Origin of the sequence: Sediminibacter sp. Hel_I_10 (assembly GCF_000688335.1) — a bacterium.
Classification (GTDB): domain Bacteria; phylum Bacteroidota; class Bacteroidia; order Flavobacteriales; family Flavobacteriaceae; genus Psychroserpens.
Genome location: NZ_JHZX01000001.1, coordinates 1,159,697 through 1,176,689, shown reverse-complemented (window position 1 = coordinate 1,176,689; position 16,993 = coordinate 1,159,697). Strand labels below are relative to the sequence as shown.

15 protein-coding genes are annotated in these 16,993 nt (G+C 38.0%); 11 read left to right on the top strand and 4 right to left on the bottom strand.

The window, feature by feature from the left end; all coding sequences use genetic code 11:
• The first annotated feature begins 9 nt into the window (after positions 1-9).
• Positions 10-429, top strand: a complete 420-nt coding sequence (locus P176_RS0105220; protein WP_026753710.1) for an FdtA/QdtA family cupin domain-containing protein — start codon at positions 10-12, stop codon at positions 427-429.
• On the opposite strand, the gene P176_RS0105215 is transcribed toward P176_RS0105220, so the two are convergent.
• The 4 genes from P176_RS0105215 to P176_RS0105200 form a co-directional block, all read right to left on the bottom strand.
• Positions 412-1,344: a glycosyltransferase family A protein gene (locus tag P176_RS0105215; protein ID WP_026753709.1), complete on the bottom strand. Its 933-nt coding sequence runs from the start codon at positions 1,342-1,344 to the stop codon at positions 412-414. The two genes, P176_RS0105220 and P176_RS0105215, sit on opposite strands and share 18 nt — an antisense overlap.
• On the bottom strand, positions 1,341-2,213 hold the full coding sequence (locus tag P176_RS0105210; protein ID WP_026753708.1) for a glycosyltransferase: 873 nt from the start codon (positions 2,211-2,213) through the stop codon (positions 1,341-1,343). Before P176_RS0105210 ends, P176_RS0105215 begins: the two co-directional genes overlap by 4 nt.
• Before the next feature lie 208 nt (positions 2,214-2,421).
• Entirely contained in the window at positions 2,422-3,102 is a 681-nt protein-coding gene (locus P176_RS0105205; protein WP_026753707.1) for a cell division ATP-binding protein FtsE, read from the bottom strand.
• 132 nt (positions 3,103-3,234) lie between these two features.
• Positions 3,235-3,690, bottom strand: a complete 456-nt coding sequence (locus tag P176_RS0105200; protein ID WP_026753706.1) for a GAF domain-containing protein — start codon at positions 3,688-3,690, stop codon at positions 3,235-3,237.
• Between the two features lie 89 nt (positions 3,691-3,779).
• Here P176_RS0105200 and xrtF point away from each other — a divergent pair, with 89 nt between their 5' ends.
• The 10 genes from xrtF (at position 3,780) to P176_RS0105150 (ending at position 16,985) form a co-directional block, all read left to right on the top strand.
• A complete protein-coding gene (xrtF, locus tag P176_RS0105195) occupies positions 3,780-4,331 on the top strand; it encodes an exosortase family protein XrtF (RefSeq protein ID WP_026753705.1) in 552 nt (183 codons plus the stop codon).
• Positions 4,324-4,752 (top strand): exosortase F system-associated protein, encoded by a 429-nt coding sequence (locus P176_RS0105190; protein ID WP_026753704.1) that lies wholly within the window; start codon positions 4,324-4,326, stop codon positions 4,750-4,752. The genes xrtF and P176_RS0105190 overlap by 8 nt, the downstream gene beginning before the upstream one ends.
• Positions 4,753-4,813: 61 nt before the next feature.
• A complete protein-coding gene (locus tag P176_RS0105185; protein WP_026753703.1) occupies positions 4,814-5,230 on the top strand; it encodes a hypothetical protein in 417 nt (138 codons plus the stop codon).
• Positions 5,231-5,335: 105 nt separating this feature from the next.
• The gene (locus tag P176_RS0105180; RefSeq protein ID WP_026753702.1) at positions 5,336-9,088 is read left to right on the top strand and encodes an efflux RND transporter permease subunit; all 3,753 of its coding nucleotides are present in this window, start codon (positions 5,336-5,338) and stop codon (positions 9,086-9,088) included.
• Positions 9,085-10,302 (top strand): TolC family protein, encoded by a 1,218-nt coding sequence (locus tag P176_RS0105175; protein ID WP_026753701.1) that lies wholly within the window; start codon positions 9,085-9,087, stop codon positions 10,300-10,302. The genes P176_RS0105180 and P176_RS0105175 overlap by 4 nt, the downstream gene beginning before the upstream one ends.
• A 3-nt stretch (positions 10,303-10,305) precedes the next feature.
• Positions 10,306-11,532 carry a permease gene (locus tag P176_RS0105170; protein WP_026753700.1) on the top strand — a complete coding sequence of 409 codons (1,227 nt, stop codon included), beginning with the start codon at positions 10,306-10,308 and terminating at the stop codon, positions 11,530-11,532.
• Between the two features lie 65 nt (positions 11,533-11,597).
• A complete protein-coding gene (locus P176_RS19010) occupies positions 11,598-12,245 on the top strand; it encodes an acetolactate decarboxylase (protein ID WP_197022147.1) in 648 nt (215 codons plus the stop codon).
• The gene (locus tag P176_RS0105160) at positions 12,242-14,749 is read left to right on the top strand and encodes a heavy metal translocating P-type ATPase (protein ID WP_026753699.1); all 2,508 of its coding nucleotides are present in this window, start codon (positions 12,242-12,244) and stop codon (positions 14,747-14,749) included. The genes P176_RS19010 and P176_RS0105160 overlap by 4 nt, the downstream gene beginning before the upstream one ends.
• Before the next feature lie 20 nt (positions 14,750-14,769).
• Positions 14,770-15,267 (top strand): DUF305 domain-containing protein, encoded by a 498-nt coding sequence (locus P176_RS0105155; protein WP_026753698.1) that lies wholly within the window; start codon positions 14,770-14,772, stop codon positions 15,265-15,267.
• Positions 15,267-16,985, top strand: coding sequence for an efflux RND transporter periplasmic adaptor subunit (locus P176_RS0105150; RefSeq protein ID WP_026753697.1), 1,719 nt, complete (start codon positions 15,267-15,269; stop codon positions 16,983-16,985). Before P176_RS0105155 ends, P176_RS0105150 begins: the two co-directional genes overlap by 1 nt.
• Positions 16,986-16,993 lie beyond the last annotated feature (8 nt).

Here is a 16,993-nt window from a genome sequence, read left to right as displayed (position 1 = left end):
TACAATCAAATGAAACAAACAGAATTAAACGATATTGAAGAAATAAGCATTCCTAAAATTTCTGATCCAGATGGTAGAGGTAATTTAGCTGTTATAGAAAATAATATTCTGCAATATAAAATTAAGAGAGTGTATTATCTTTATGATATACCCAGTGATGCTACCCGCGGTGGGCATGCACATATTAACTTACGGCAGTCTCTTATAGCCTTAAGCGGAAGCTTTGATGTGGTTTTGGATGATGGTAAAGAAAGAAAGACAATAACGCTTAATAAGCCTAACAAAGCATTGCTAATTCCAACGGGTATTTGGCGAGAGTTGGAGAATTTTTCATCGGGTGCCGTGTGTTTGGTTCTAGCTTCAGAAGTTTATGATGAAGCAGATTATATTAGGGGGTATGAAGATTTTAAATTATTTAAAAACACTTAATTCAATACCTAGGCTTTCAAAACAACTTTTGATAGTATAAGACAGCCTAATTAAAATTGACGGTTGTTTAAGTAAAAGTCTTTGTTTTTTATTCAAATTGCTATAATCAATTTTTTCTTCATACCACTTGAAGTTAGTTTGGTCATTAGCTAGTTTAGATAAAATGGCCATGGAAAATCTGTTTAAATCCATAAATTTCTTCAAAGCAAGGTTTTTGTCTTCCATATCAATATAAGCATCGTATCGCGGTTTATGATTGACGTTCTTTGTTCGATTAGATAAACTCTGCTTGCTATACCTATAAACAACCAGTGATTTATTGATAAATACAACATTATAGTTTAACCCGATTCTGATCCACAGATCTGTATCTTGCCCACTTTTTATGGTTGTATCGTAATTACCTATTTGCTCAAAAACATTTTTATGTAAAACAGTACTTGAGCTAGTCAATATTGTATTAATATAGCTCGCTTCAAAATAATTAAGGAGATAAGTGGCGCCAGACTCTATATTATTTAGAGAGTATGTTGATGGCTTTGTGCTAGTCAACGTTTCAATAGTTACCGCGGTCGCAAATACATTTTCGTTTGGATAAGAATCGATAAGTCTATTGATTGTTTCTAAATAAGTCTTGCTCCATAGATCGTCAGCGTCTAATAGCGCAATATGAGTCCCTGTGGCTTTTGAAATAGCTTCATTTCTACAGGCAGACGCTCCCTTGTTTTCTTGTGAGAAGTACCTTATCTTTTTATTATTTATAGACTTGATAACCGCTTCACTTCCATCAGTTGAACCATCATTCACGATAATGATTTCAAAATCTTTAAAGGATTGAGCCAAAACACTATCAATAGTAGATTTTATTTCTCGTTCTTTATTATAAAGCGGAATAATAACTGAAAAAAAAGTCATCTTACTTTACGGTTGATTAAACAATAGTATCCTAAGCGATAAAAATCGAATAGGATAAGCGAAGGATAGCTAGAGTTAAAATTCATTTCCAGAAAAGGCTTAGTGGTGCGGAAAAAAAATACGACTAATGCATCTAATCTCAATTTTCTAATATAAGCTTGCATTTTAGATAAACTAAATTCTTCTTTAGATAATTTTTCCGATGCAATTAACATGATCAAGTTTTCAATGGCATTTTCTGTTTTCTTAATGAATATATCTGCCTTGTCTTCAGAATCATGTATCACAGGGTTTTCAATATAAGTGATATCGATATCATTTTTCTTAAGATGAGTAAAAAAAAGAACATCCTCGTAACCATAATGAGTGATGCTTTCATCAAAAGGGAACACTGTTACAATAGTTTTCTTAATCATGAAATTTGATGAACAAAAGACCTTACCGTTTTTGAAATTAGACTCCCTTTTTTTAGTATATAGCCATCTTAATTTATAGGGCTTTAATGGCGCTTTTTCTAGAGAGGTCATTCCTCCAATACTAACATCTTTAGAAATAATCTTGAGATAATCTTCTACAAAATTCGTATTTTTAGGGTACGTTCCCGCATCAACAAATAATAGAGATTTATACTGAGCATTTCTAGCCAATAAATTACGGATAGCGCTTCTTCCAATATTAGTTTCTAACTCTTTAAAAGAGCATTTCTCTAAACGGTTAACGTCTTGATTTGTTTTGTTTAAGGGGGATTTCGATCCATCTTCATATGCCAAAATTTCAAAAGGAATTTTGCATAACTGACATTGAGCATAAAGTTCTTCAACTAATGGTACAATGTTGTATTTATAAACCGGGATGAGTATCGAAAGCATGATATGGTATTGTAACTCAAAAATAACCCTTTAAACCATTTAGGTCAATTTAAAATGAAGACTTTGTAAACTTCAGTTACGCTTTACTTACCAAAATAAAACGATGAGAGCTTTAGTTGTATAATTGATGCTCTTCTAAATTTCAGCTTAATACTTTGTGCTGATTTCAAAACCTTTCATTTGGCAGAAAAATAAATTTATGCGACAGCTATTTCCGCTGTACCACTTCAAAAACCTTATTCTCATCGCACTTTAAGGTCTTGCTAGGGTATTTCAGTAAAAGCGCATAATCGTGAGTGGCCATAAGAATGGTATTTCCATTGTTGTTGATGTCTCGCAATACTTCCATAACCTCAATACTGGTTTGAGGATCTAAGTTTCCTGTAGGCTCATCGGCCAGGATCAATTCAGGCTCATTAAGTAAGGCACGGGCAATAGCAATACGTTGTTGTTCTCCACCAGAAAGTTCGTGCGGAAATTTAAAGCCCTTGGTTTTCATGGCAACTTTATCCAACACTGTTTCAATACGCTCTTTGATCTTGTTTTTCTCTTTCCAACCTGTAGCTTTAAGAACAAATTCTAGGTTTTGATTGATGGTACGGTCTGGCAACAATTTGAAATCTTGAAACACAATGCCCAACTTTCGTCTTAAAAACGGAATGTCATTTTCCTTCAAGGTTCTAAGGTCATAATCTACAATTTGACCTTCGCCTTCTGTAAGTTCTAAATCGCCGTAAAGCGTCTTCATAAAACTACTTTTGCCACTTCCGGTTTTACCAATTAAGTATACAAAATCGCCTTTCTGCATTTCAAAATTAACTTGAGATAGTACCATGCTGTCGCCTTGATAAATAGCGACATCCTTTAATTTTAAGACAGTTTGAGACATAGAAAATGAGAAGCAGTTTGTTGAATGTTGTAAATGTATTGTTATAAAGTCAAATTCCAAAAGAATAGAATCTGAAATCCTATGGTTAATGTCAATCTATCCTCGCAGATAAAGAATAATTATAATGCTCTTTTAAAGTAGGGTCGACACCTCAGCGCAAACAAACTCTAAGAAACGCTCATCTTCTGTGGTGAATGGATCTGGAGTATTAGAATCAATGTCAATTTGGCCAATATTTTCGCCGTTTACAAAGATAGGGATCACAATTTCTGCCTTTACCGTGATGCTACACGCAATGTAATTATCTTGTGCAGAAACATCTGGTACCACGAAATTTTTGTTAGATACCGCCACTTGACCGCAAATGCCCTTTCCAAAAGGAATGATGTCATGATCTGTAGGTGCCCCAACATAAGGACCTAATTTAAGCTCATTTTTGTCGCCATTTTTAAAATAAAAACCAACCCAATTGTAATGTGCAATGTTAGTTTCTAGTAATTTACAGATCCCCAAGAGTTTTTCGTCCCTGTTTAATCCTTGATTGGTGATGATGGTGCTTACTTGCGATTTGAGATCGTTAAAAGTCATATATGCCATAAATTTTGGTAAAAGTATTTAAAAAGTAGGATTGGCAATTTCATTTTATATAATTTTAACTCAATGAAACGCGGTATCAATTGAAGGCACTTTTTATTAAATATAAATCTGTAGTAAAGTTTATCCTTACCTTTCTTGCGGTTTATTTTGTCTTATCATTTGCTTATAAGTTATATCTGGATTTTTCTGATGGATCTACCTATTACCCAGATTATATAACAAATCTTGTTGCCGTGCAGAGCGATGCACTTTTGGATAGCTTTGGCTATAATGCTCAAGTAATACCGCATCCCGATGAGCCATCGATGAAGGTGATTGTGAACGGTAAATACGTGGCTAGAGTTATTGAGGGTTGCAATGCAATAAGTGTAATCATTCTATTTTTATCCTTTATTATTGCATTTGCAGGTAAGTTCAAAACCACTTTTTTTTATATGATATCCGGCAGCGTTATGATATATACGGTAAATTTATTTCGCATCGTAATCATAACAATAGGACTCTATCATTATCCTTGGCGGCGAGATATTTTGCACGTCGTCATCTTTCCTATGCTTATTTACGGAATGGTTTTTTTACTGTGGATGTTTTGGGTTAATCGATTCTCAAAGGTAAATAAACGACATGCGTAGACCCATCAACTTCATACTGTTGGGTGTTCTTTTTACACTCCTTGTGATGATTCGTTTCTTTGAGATGGATTTGTTTTATGATCCCTATTTGCTATTTTTTCAAAACGATTACCTCTACATGGATTTTCCAAATAGGGAAGTGCTCAAACTCACCTTACATACAAGCCTTCGCTACTTTTTGAACTCATCGATTTCTTTGGGGATTCTATATCTGGTTTTTAAGGAGGTTTCCATTGTCAAGTTTTCTGCGATCTTTTATGGTTTGGCCTATGTGATCTTGATTTTAATATTTCTTTACTTTGTGATCAACCCGCGGCAAGAAGATTACTATTTGTTTTTCAATTTTAGACGTTTCCTTATACAGCCTATATGCTTACTGCTCTTGTTACCAGCATTTTATTATTACAAATTAAGGCGATAGCGTATTAATATTTCCTAAAATTAAGAGTTCCTTCAATCATTTTAGTTAAATTTGTAATTGTATGAATGGAATGTTACATAAAAGTTTTTCTGTAGTTATGGCGCTCATTGTGTTGTGCTCTACGGTGTCTTTTACCGTACAGACCCATTTCTGCGGAAAGAGGCTCGTTGATATGTCTGTCTTTAACAAGGCAGCAACTTGTGGCATGGAGCTGCAAAAAGGATCAACGGCGAACAGTTGTGAGTTTAGCAAGAAAAATTGTTGCAATGATGAACAGGTCATCGTAAAAGGACAAGATCAACTACAATTATCTTTTGAAGATTTTAGCTTTGAACAACAGCTATTTATTACCACCTTTATTTATAGCTATCATGACTTATTTGAAGATGCAACTACGCATAAAGCATCTTTTGGGGATTATCCGCCTCCCTTCTATGAACAGGATATACAGGTACTCTACCAGACTTTTTTGATTTAATATATTAAATGTTAAGAATGAAAGCCCATCAGCACTGCTGATATGGGCTTAATATGTGTTTACGATGTATTGTAAAACACTTTTTATCATTTAATAATTATCAATATGCTCAATAAAGGCATCAAATTCCTTATAGAAAACAAACTGATTGCAGTACTCTTACTCGTACTATTTGTGGGTTGGGGTGTTGTAACTGCGCCATTTAATTGGGACACTGGTATTTTACCTACAGATCCAGTTGCAGTTGATGCTATTCCCGATATTGGCGAAAACCAGCAAATCGTTTTTACCAAATGGCAAGGGCGATCTCCCCAAGATATTGAAGATCAAATTACCTATCCGCTTACCACCTCATTGTTAGGCATTCCTGGGGTAAAGACCATTCGCAGCTCCTCTATGTTTGGGTTCTCTAGCATCTATATCATTTTTGATGAAGATATTGAGTTTTATTGGTCCCGAAGTCGCATTCTTGAAAAGCTCAATTCCTTACCTAGTGGTCTATTGCCAGATGGCGTAAACCCAGCTCTTGGTCCAGATGCTACAGGATTGGGACAAATTTTTTGGTATACCTTAGAGGGCCGAGACAAAGAGGGCAATGTAACTGGTGGTTGGGATTTACAAGAACTTCGGAGCATTCAAGATTATTATGTGAAATACGGATTGTCTTCCGCAAGTGGGGTCTCAGAAGTAGCCTCTATAGGTGGTTATGTTCAAGAATATCAGGTTGATGTTGATCCTGAAAAGATGCGACAATACAATATTGGTTTAAATGCCATTGTAAAAGCGGTTAAGGAAAGTAATCAAGATATTGGCGCTCAAACCCTAGAAATCAATCAAGCCGAGTATTTGGTTCGCGGTCTGGGTTATGTAAAGTCTGTTGCTGATATCGAAAATGCGGTGGTTACCTCAGAAAATTTTACGTCTCTAAGAATTAAGGATGTTGCAAATGTGCATTTAGGACCTCAGTCCAGACGAGGAATCTTAGATAAAGAAGGGGCAGAAGTGGTTGGTGGCGTAGTGGTGGCACGATACGGTGCCAATCCTTTAGAAGTTATAAATAATGTTAAAGCTCAAATTACAGAGCTTTCTTCGGGGTTACCCTCAAAGGTATTGTCAGACGGTAGGACTTCGCAAGTTACTATTGTGCCCTTTTATGATCGCGCAGAGCTCATTCAAGAAACGCTCCAAACGCTTAATGAAGCACTCACGCTAGAAATCTTAATTACCATTTTGGTGATTATTGTCATGGTATTCAATCTACGGGCATCCATTCTTATCTCAGGGCTTTTGCCTGTTGCCGTCTTGATGGTTTTTATTACCATGAAACTCTTTAATGTCGATGCTAATATCGTAGCGCTTTCTGGTATTGCCATTGCTATAGGAACTATGGTGGATGTGGGCGTTATACTTGCGGAAAATATGATTCGGCATTTGGAAGATGAGAAATTACGCCTTAACCAAAGCGGTGAAGAATACACCACAAACGAAATTATCTACAATGCAACCGCTGAAGTTTCTGGCGCAATCCTAACTGCGGTGCTTACAACTATAATCAGTTTCATTCCAGTATTTACGATGATAGGTGCTGAAGGTAAATTATTTCGTCCGCTCGCATTTACGAAGACCATGGCACTTACCGCATCTTTGATCATCGCTCTTTTCTTGATACCGCCATTTGCCGCGTTCCTGTTTAAAAAGAGCAATATGATGGAACGCTCTAAATATCTTATCAATGGTGTACTCATTATTCTTGGAATCACAGCAGTAGGTTATGGCTACTGGTTAGGTCTCATTTTGATAGCCTATGGCGTTGTTGCACTTTTGAGCCTGCGGGATATCATCACACCAAAACGAGCTAATCTCATACATATCATCATTTCCTGTATTGCAATCGTCATCTTGCTCGCAGAGTACTGGCGACCACTGGGTTTTGACCGAAGTATCATGATCAATCTGATTTTTGTGTCGCTCATTTGCTTTGGGTTGCTTGGTGTTTTTACTGTATTCCGAAGGTATTATGAACGTATTCTGAGCTGGGCACTTCAAAATCGCTTACTGTTTCTTATAATTCCGACAACAGTTTTGATTTTGGGCATTCTCATTATGCGAGATACAGAAAAGGAATTTATGCCCGCCCTTAATGAAGGCTCCTTTTTATTGATGCCAACTTCTTTACCGCACGCAGGGGCTGAAGAAAATAAGCGAGTGCTGCAACAGTTGGATATGGCAGTGGCGAGCATCCCAGAAATTAAAACTGTGGTTGGTAAAGCAGGCCGAACAGAATCTGCTCTCGATCCAGCACCGCTTTCTATGTATGAAAATATGATTCAGTACAAATCTGAATATATGCGAAACGAGCAGGGAGAGAGACAGCGTTATCGAGTGACCGATGATGGATTATTTGTTTTAAAGAATGATCAGTTTATTATCAATCCAAATAATGAAATCGACGGTACTAATAAATATAAAGCATCACAGCTCAAAACAAATGCAACCCAAAAAGATTTGATTGAAGATAACAATGGTGAGTACTATCGCAATTGGCGCCCAGAGATCAACAGTCCTGATGATATATGGAATGAAATTGTAGCGGTAACCAAGTTTCCTGGAGTAACATCTGCACCAAAACTCCAACCTATTGAGACACGGCTCGTGATGTTACAAACAGGCATGCGTGCGCCTATGGGAATAAAAGTGAAAGGTCCCGATTTAAGAACAATAGAAGCCTTTGGACTAGAATTAGAAGAAATTTTAAAGAAAGCAGAAGGCGTTAAAGAGCAAGCTGTTTTTGCAGATCGAATTGTAGGTAAGCCATATCTGCTTATTGATATAAAACGTGAGCAATTGGCACGTTACGGTCTCTCCGTTATGGATGTTCAGGAAGTTTTGGAAGTGGCCGTTGGCGGCATGCCTCTCACTCAAACAGTAGAAGGGCGTGAGCGCTATAGCGTAAGAGTACGTTATCCGCGCGAGTTACGAGCAAATCCAGAGGATTTAAGGCGTATTTATGTTCCTGTAAATAATGGAAACCCTGTTCCTTTAGGAGAATTGGTGGATATCAGATATGAAAAAGGTCCTCAGGTGATCAAAAGTGAAGACACGTTTTTGATTGGTTATGTGCTTTTTGATAAGCGGGATGGATTTGCCGAAGTAGAGGTTGTAGAAAATGCGCAGGCACTCATTCAGAAGCATATTAATGACGGAGAGCTACTAGTTCCTCAAGGCGTAAGCTATCGTTTTACTGGTACTTATGAGAATCAACTTCGTGCAGAAAAGACGCTTTCCGTAGTTGTGCCATTGGCCTTACTGATTATATTTTTGATTTTATATTTCCAGTTTCGCTCAGTAGCGACCTCGCTCATGGTGTTCTCCGGAATTGCTGTAGCATTTGCAGGTGGTTTTATTATGATATGGCTTTATGGCCAAGATTGGTTCTTTAATTTTAGTTTGTTTGGAGAGAACATGCGAGAACTTTTTAACATGAAAACCATTAATTTAAGTGTTGCGGTTTGGGTTGGGTTTATAGCGCTGTTTGGTATTGCAACAGATGATGGCGTGGTTATGGCCACTTATCTCACCCAAACGTTTGATAAGGAAAATACTACAGATAAATCCGGAATCAGACGAGCAACTCTAGAGGCTGCAGGTAAGCGCATTAGACCATGTTTAATGACTACGGTAACCACCATTCTGGCGCTCTTACCGGTGCTTACTTCTACGGGCAAAGGCAGTGATATTATGATCCCAATGGCGATACCTATTTTTGGTGGGATGGTCATTGATATCACGTCGTATTTTTTGGTGCCAGTGCTTTATAGCTGGAAAAAAGAATACCAACTTAAAAAAGCCAGCAAATGAAAAACATAAAAATTATAGCCTGTATTATGTTTGTTTCTGCGGTAGCACAAGGGCAGCAATTGCAATCTTACATCGCGGAGGCAATAAAAAATAATCCTGAAATTCAAGGGTTTGAATTGCGATATAACATTTCCGAAGAAAAAGTAAATGAAGCCAATTGGTTTCCTAATACAGAGCTTAGTGCTGGTTATTTTATAAGTACACCAGAGACTCGAACTGGGGCACAACGAGCGCGCATAGGAGTTAAACAGATGCTACCTTGGTTTGGGACCATAACCGCTAGAGAAGACTATGCCTCTGCAATGGCCGAAACAGATTACGTAGCGCTCACGATTGCAAAACGGAAACTGATGCTCGCTGTAGCCGAGAGGTACTATGAGCTTTATGAGATACAGGCAAAGCAATTGGTGCTAGAGGAGAATATACAGCTTTTACAAACCTATGAGCGTTTGGCACTCACCTCTGTTGAGGTTGGTAAAGCATCTGCAGTGGATGTATTGCGCTTACAGATACGGCAGAATGAGTTGCAACAAGAGCAAGAGCTGCTCATTGAATACTACCAATCTGTAAAAACCGTCTTCAACAACTTGCGCAATCGTGATGCCAATAGTGTTATTAAAGTTCCTACGGAAATAGAAGTCCCAGATGAAGATTCTATATACGCTAAAGAGGCCTTGTCATTACATCCAGAATTACTTAAATACGATAAGTTATATGAATCTATAGTTCAGTCTGAATCACTTAATCAACGAGAAAGCGCTCCAATGTTAGGTTTTGGTATAGATTATATTCCCGTAAGTGAAAGAACCGATATGAATCCCATTGATAACGGCAAGGATATATGGATGCCAATGCTGTCTTTATCTATTCCTGTGTTCAATAAGAGATACAAATCCATTTCAAGACAGAACAGCCTCCGTCAGCAAGATATTGAAACTCAAAAAGAGCAACGTCTAAATGTGTTGGAATCTGCTTTTGCAGAAGCAATATCGCAACGTAATCAAGCACGAATCAAGTACCATACGCAAGAAAAGAACTTAAAGCAGGCTAAAGATGCTGAAGCAATTTTGATTAAAAATTATGAAACGGGTACCATAGACTTTAATGACGTGCTAGATATTCAAGAGTTACAATTAAAATTTCAGCTCCAGCAAATTGAAGCAGTGAGAATCTATTTCTGGCAGTCTGCCATAATTAATTATTTAATAAAGTAAGCGATGACTAATTTTTTAAAACAATGGGGCGAAGCAGCCTATACCACAACCGGGTTTTTCTGGATGGCATTGTGGGCGTTTATCTTGGGCTATATCATTAGTAGTATGATTCAAATATTTGTAACCGAAAAACGGATGCAAAAAGCCATGGGAGAAAATGAACGAAAAAGTGTTTTGCTAGGCACATTTTTCGGTTTTATAAGTAGCTCCTGTAGTTTTGCGGCTTTGGCATCTGCAAAATCTATCTTTAAGAAAGGAGCAAGTTTTTTGTCATCTATTGCTTTTCTATTAGCCTCTACAAATCTGGTCATAGAGTTGGGGATTATTATTTCCATCTTTTTGGGTTGGCAATTTGTGGTCGGTGAATATGTAGGCGGTATTTTATTGATAGGGATTTGTTGGATACTCATTAAGCTGATCAACCCTAAGAAATTAATAGAAAAAGCAAGAAAAAATCTTGAAAGCCAAGAAGATGATGATGCCGATGATGGGAAGGATTGGAAAAAGCAGATTCAAAAAGAAGACAGCTGGGCCCGTGTCGCTAAAAAATACAAGATGGAGTGGCAGATGGTCTGGAAAGACGTCACTGTCGGGTTTACTATAGCTGGTATTGTAGCGGCTTTTGTTCCAGATGCTTTTTTTGAAACCTTATTTATCAATAGTGGTCAAGGCAATACCGATTTTTCATTTCTCGAAATCTTAGAGCATGTACTTGTTGGGCCTATCGCTGCATTTTTAACGTTTATTGGCTCCATGGGTAATATTCCTTTAGCGGCACTTTTGTTTGGTAAAGGAGTCAGTTTTGCTGGAGTTATGGCATTTGTTTTTAGTGATTTGGTAGTCTTTCCGGTGTTACGGATCAATGCCCGATATTACGGTTGGAAAATGTCACTATTTATTTTATTCCTTTTATTTACAGCCTTAATAGGCGCTTCATTGGCTTTACATTATGCGTTTGATTTGTTCAGTATGTTGCCAGACCCATCTCAAGTGAAAATTAAGGATAGCGACTATTTTAAAGTAGATTATACCTTCTTTTTAAATCTGGTCTTTTTGTCCATTTCGGGATATCTTATTTATCTCGGTTTTTTCAAAAAGAAAGATGTCAATCATCAAATGAGTGAGATGGCGCCCAAAAGCCAGTTGCTGGAGAGCATTTTAAAATACGCAGCCTTTTTATGCTACATCTGGTTAGTAGGAGGTTTACTAGTAAAATTCTTTGTGCAATGATTAGGGGTATTAAATTGGTAATGTTATGCTCATTATGTTTCATGACATCTTGTAAAAAAGAGGGTTTGGATACATCTGTGCACTTTTATGGAGCACTTAAAACCATGATGTCTGGAGATTTAAAGGCTACTGTTGCGCTAGATTCTATTTCAAAAAAAGAACATCTATATGCTTTGGGTGCTGCTGAAAACTTAAAGGGTGAGATTCAAATTTTGGATGGTGAAGTATCGAATTCTTTTGTAAAAAACAACGAAATTCAAATAGAAAATACGACCAAGGGCAAAGCAGCCTTATTAGTATATGCTCAAGTTCAAGATTGGATAAGTTTAAGTATTCCAAAGTCTATTGACACCAAAAAGCATTTAGAAGCCTTTGTTTTTGAAAAAGCAGAAGCATTGGGGATTGCGACTGAAGATCCGTTTCCATTTTTGATTGAAGGTGAAATTTCGAAATTACAGTGGCATGTCATCGATTGGCCAGAACAAGATATGGTGCATACACATCAAAAGCATCAAGAGTCTGGTTTAAACGGTTCGTTCAGTAATGAGCAAGTTAAGATTCTAGGTTTTTATTCAGAAAAGCATAAGACCATATTTACACATCACAGTACCAATATGCATTTGCATTTTATTACCGATAAGCTGTCTATTGCCGGTCATGTTGACGATGTTATAGTAGGTCATCATATGATTATAAAATTTCCAAAACAATGACACATAACTATAGAATAGAAGGGATGACCTGCAATGGTTGTCGCAGTCACGTTGAGCAGACACTTTCAAAAGTTGATGGTGTAAAGCAGGCCTCGGTAAATCTTGAAAAGGCAGAAGCTACCATTGAGATGGAAACGCATATTTCAATTAAAAGGTTTCAAAAAGCACTTCAAAATGATGGGGGAGCTTATTTCATCCATAAACCAGGAGCTCAGCAGAAGCATCAAAATTCAGTAAAAAAGAAACAAGCAACATCTACGGAAAAAGGAACGGGTACGTTCTATTGCCCAATGCATTGCGAAGGCGACAAAACCTACGATAAACCAGGCGATTGTCCAGTCTGTGGAATGGATTTGGTAGAAGAGCAAAATCTTGCTGTTACAACTTCAGAACAATGGACCTGCCCAATGCACCCAGAAATCGTGAAAGAGGAAGCTGGAGCCTGCCCCATTTGCGGAATGGATTTAGTCCCAATGGAAGCAGATCGTTCAGCCGAGGAGAAAACCTATAAAAAGTTACTCAAGAAATTTTGGGTAGCTATGGCTTTTACGCTTCCTATTTTCATCATCGCGATGAGTGAAATGCTTGCAAACAATCCGTTATATGAGATCATGGCGCAAAAATGGTGGAACTGGATTCAGTTTGGGCTATCCATTCCGGTGGTATTTTTCGCAACATGGATGTTTTTTGAACGGGCATTCCGAAGCATTAAGACTTGGAACCTCAATATGTTTACACTTATAGGCATTGGATCTGGTGTGGCTTGGACCTTTAGTTTCTTCGGAATGTTGTTTCCAGACTTTTTTCCAGAGCAATTCAAAACCGATTCTGGTGCAGTACACGTTTATTTTGAAGCAGCTACCGTAATACTCACATTAGTGTTAATGGGTCAAGTATTGGAGGCACGTGCGCATAGCAAGACCAATTCCGCAGTAAAAGAATTGTTAAAGCTTGCACCAAATAAAGCCATTAAAGTAGTTAACGGAAATGAAGAGGAAGTTTCTATTGATGCCATTCAAAAAGGCGATATCCTTCGCGTAAAACCAGGCGATAAGATACCGGTAGATGGTATCATTACTGAGGGGCAAACTACGGTTGATGAATCGATGATTTCAGGAGAACCCGTCCCAGTAAATAAATCTGAAGAAGATCAGGTTCGTAGCGGTACAATCAATGGTAACCAGTCTTTTTTGATGAAAGCCGAAAAAGTAGGGAGCGATACCCTGCTTTCGCAAATCATACATATGGTAAACGATGCCAGTCGTAGTCGTGCACCCATTCAGAAATTAGCGGATACGGTTTCTGGATATTTCGTACCAGTGGTCGTGGGCATTTCAATCATCACTTTTGTGATTTGGGCCATTTGGGGCCCAGAGCCATCTTACGTCTATGCTCTTGTAAATGCTATTGCTGTATTAATTATAGCTTGTCCCTGCGCCTTGGGTCTTGCGACGCCTATGTCTGTGATGGTGGGCGTGGGTAAAGGTGCTCAGAATGGAGTACTTATCAAGAATGCCGAAGCTTTGGAAAAAATGGATAAGGTGGACACGCTTATTGTCGATAAAACAGGAACCATTACAGAAGGGAAACCAACCGTTGAGAAAATAGGTGTTTTTGGAAATCATCTCGAAAAGGAGATTGTACGTCTTATAGCATCACTAAATAGTTCCAGCGAGCATCCACTTGCCGAAGCTACCGTAAAATTCGGAAAGGAGCAGAAAGCTGAAATATCAAAAACCGAAAAATTCAGCGCCGTTACAGGAAAAGGAGTTGAGGGAACCGTGGATAGTAAAAAGCTCGATTTAGGAAATGCCAAAATGATGGCCTATGCCAAGGCTAAGATTTCTTCAGATATGGAAACTGAAGTTCAAGCCTTTCAAAAACAAAGCAAAACCGTATCTTATTTAGCTATTGATGGTCAGGTTTCTGGATATGTTGTGATTGCCGATAAAATCAAAGAGACAAGTGCTCAAGCCATAAAAGAACTACAAGCCAAAGGTATTGCGGTTGTTATGCTTACGGGCGATAATCACGATACCGCCCAAGCAGTAGCCAGTGAACTCAATCTTACCAACTTTAAAGCAGGGATGCTCCCTGAGGATAAACTGGAAGAGGTTAGCAAACTACAAGAACAAGGTAAAATAGTAGCCATGGCGGGAGATGGTATTAATGATGCACCTGCACTTGCTAAAAGCGATGTAGGCATCGCAATGGGCACAGGAACCGATGTAGCCATAGAAAGTGCCATGATTACATTGGTCAAAGGAGATTTACACGGAATCGTAAAAGCCCGACATCTCAGTGAGGCTGTAATGGCAAATATCAAACAAAACTTATTTTTTGCATTGGTCTACAATACCATTGGCGTCCCAATTGCGGCGGGTGTGTTATTTCCGTTTTTTGGGATTCTCTTATCGCCTATGATTGCGGCCCTGGCCATGAGTTTTAGCTCGGTTTCGGTTATTGCCAATGCGCTTAGATTAAGAACAAAATCAATTAATTGAAAACTAAAAAGTCATTAGAAATGAATTCAAAAGGACACAATCAAGACGAAATAAAAAAAGGAAATTACTCAAAGTTCGTAGGGATGCTTGTGACATCCTTTATAGCAATGTATATCACAATGTATTTGAATACGTATGCCATAGACCACGTATATTTCAGTCTAACACGGTTTTATATGAGCTGTTTGGGTATTGCTGCAATGGCCATTATTATGTTTGTTGCAATGCGAAATATGTATCAAAATAAAAAGAAAAATATTGCCATAGTTTTAGGGAGTATTATTCTATTTGTTAGTGCATTAGGATTGGTGCGTGACCAAAAATCAACTGTGGGCGATGTACTCTGGATGAAAGCTATGATTCCACACCACTCTATAGCAATTTTAACGAGTGAGCGGGCAGATATCAAAGATCCAGAAGTAAAAAAATTGGCGAATGATATCATAGAGGCTCAAAAGAAAGAAATTGAAGAAATGAAAGTCATGATAGAGCGTCTTCAAAATGAAAATTCAAAATGATGAATAAAAACAGTTTATATATTATAATAGCTTTAGTTGTAGGTCTCTTGGGCGGATGGCTCATTTTTGGAGGTGCTTCAGATCATGAGGAATCAGACCGTCACACTGAGGAATTAGAAAGTAATCAACTATGGACTTGCTCTATGCACCCGCAAATTATGAAGTCTGAGCCAGGAGATTGCCCCATTTGCGGAATGGATTTGATTCCTGCGGAAACAGACACAGAAGGTCTTGCTGCAAATGAAATAAGAATGACCGACAATGCCATGGCGCTAGCAAATATTCAAACCACAATAGTAGGGGGTGACTCAACGTCTCAAGAGGATGGAAGCATTTCTCTTTCTGGAAAAATTGCTACAAATGAAGAAAACAATTCGGTGCAAGCCAGTTATTTTGATGGTCGTATTGAGCGATTGAACGTCAATTATGAAGGGCAAACCGTTAGTAAAGGCCAGCTTTTAGCAACTATTTATGCTCCAAATTTAGTAGCCGCACAACAGGAACTTATTACAACATCAGCGTTAAAAGAGTCTCAGCCGGCGCTTTATAAGGCCGTTCGTAACAAATTGAAAAACTGGAAGCTCTCTGAACGTCAAATTGATGCCATTGAATTTTCAGGAAAAACAACTGAGAATTTTCCAGTTTACGCCACTGTATCTGGCACGGTTTCAGAAGTTATGACCGCAGAAGGAGATTATGTAAAGCAAGGTCAGCCTATTGTAAAGTTGAGTAATCTCAATTCGGTTTGGGCAGAATTTGATGCTTATGAGCAACAAATTTCCGAAGTAAAAAAAGGTCAAGATATTCTTATCATTCCAAATGCATATCCCAATCAAACTTTTGAGGGTAAGATTTCATTTATTGATCCCATTCTTAGCAACTCAAAAAGAACGGTTACAGTTAGGGCGACCATCCAAAATAAAGACGAGTTATTTAAACCAGGAATGTTTGTTACTGGTAAAATAAAAACAACAATGACATCTAAACCAGATGTATTGCATATTCCTGCAAGCGCAGTGATGTGGACGGGAGAACGATCTTTGGTTTACGTCAAGACAAATCCAAATGAGCCAGTTTTTGAGATGCGTGACATTACTATTGGTAATCGTAATGGAGAAAACTATGAGGTTGCTTCTGGTCTGCAACAAGGCGAGGAAATCGTTACTAACGGTGCGTTTACGGTAGATGCGGCGGCACAATTACAAGGTAAAACATCTATGATGAACCAAACAGCAACCACTAAGGAAGACTCTTCAATACTTACTGAAATGAAACTGGTGTTTCCAAAAGGTTTTTCTCAAAGCTTTGAACAGGTTATGATATCGTATTTACAAATGAAGGATGCTTTTGTTGCTGGTAACAGTAGTCAAGTGTCACAGTTTGCAAACACAGCGGCAACGCAATTAGAATCCTTTGAGACCAGCACTTTAGGAGCAATGGAAAAAATGCATCTTAAGCAAAGCTTAAAACTATTAAAAGAGATTTCCAGTACAGAGAACTTGGAAGCGCAACGCGCTGATTTCGTAAAATTCAACGAACAACTCATTCCAATAGCGATGAATGTAGAGGGGAACGGCGAGGTGCTTTACCTTCAAAAATGCCCGATGGCAAATAATAATAAGGGCGCACTTTGGTTAAGTCACGAAAAGGAAATACGAAATCCATATTTTGGGGACGCCATGTTAACCTGTGGAGAAATACAAAGAGAAATAGAGTAATAATTAAT

Excerpts from the sequence above, each read along its gene's own strand:
- P176_RS0105175 (WP_026753701.1), top strand. The coding sequence starts at position 9,085 with ATGAAAAACATAAAAATTATAGCCTGTATTATGTTTGTTTCTGCGGTA.
- P176_RS0105190 (WP_026753704.1), top strand. The coding sequence starts at position 4,324 with ATGCGTAGACCCATCAACTTCATACTGTTGGGTGTTCTTTTTACACTC.
- P176_RS0105185 (WP_026753703.1), top strand. The coding sequence starts at position 4,814 with ATGAATGGAATGTTACATAAAAGTTTTTCTGTAGTTATGGCGCTCATT.
- P176_RS0105200 (WP_026753706.1), bottom strand. The coding sequence starts at position 3,690 with ATGACTTTTAACGATCTCAAATCGCAAGTAAGCACCATCATCACCAAT.
- P176_RS0105160 (WP_026753699.1), top strand. The coding sequence starts at position 12,242 with ATGACACATAACTATAGAATAGAAGGGATGACCTGCAATGGTTGTCGC.
- P176_RS0105150 (WP_026753697.1), top strand. The coding sequence starts at position 15,267 with ATGAATAAAAACAGTTTATATATTATAATAGCTTTAGTTGTAGGTCTC.
- P176_RS0105205 (WP_026753707.1), bottom strand. The coding sequence starts at position 3,102 with ATGTCTCAAACTGTCTTAAAATTAAAGGATGTCGCTATTTATCAAGGC.
- P176_RS0105155 (WP_026753698.1), top strand. The coding sequence starts at position 14,770 with ATGAATTCAAAAGGACACAATCAAGACGAAATAAAAAAAGGAAATTAC.
- P176_RS0105180 (WP_026753702.1), top strand. The coding sequence starts at position 5,336 with ATGCTCAATAAAGGCATCAAATTCCTTATAGAAAACAAACTGATTGCA.
- P176_RS0105215 (WP_026753709.1), bottom strand. The coding sequence starts at position 1,344 with ATGACTTTTTTTTCAGTTATTATTCCGCTTTATAATAAAGAACGAGAA.
- P176_RS0105210 (WP_026753708.1), bottom strand. The coding sequence starts at position 2,213 with ATGCTTTCGATACTCATCCCGGTTTATAAATACAACATTGTACCATTA.
- P176_RS0105220 (WP_026753710.1), top strand. The coding sequence starts at position 10 with ATGAAACAAACAGAATTAAACGATATTGAAGAAATAAGCATTCCTAAA.
- P176_RS0105170 (WP_026753700.1), top strand. The coding sequence starts at position 10,306 with ATGACTAATTTTTTAAAACAATGGGGCGAAGCAGCCTATACCACAACC.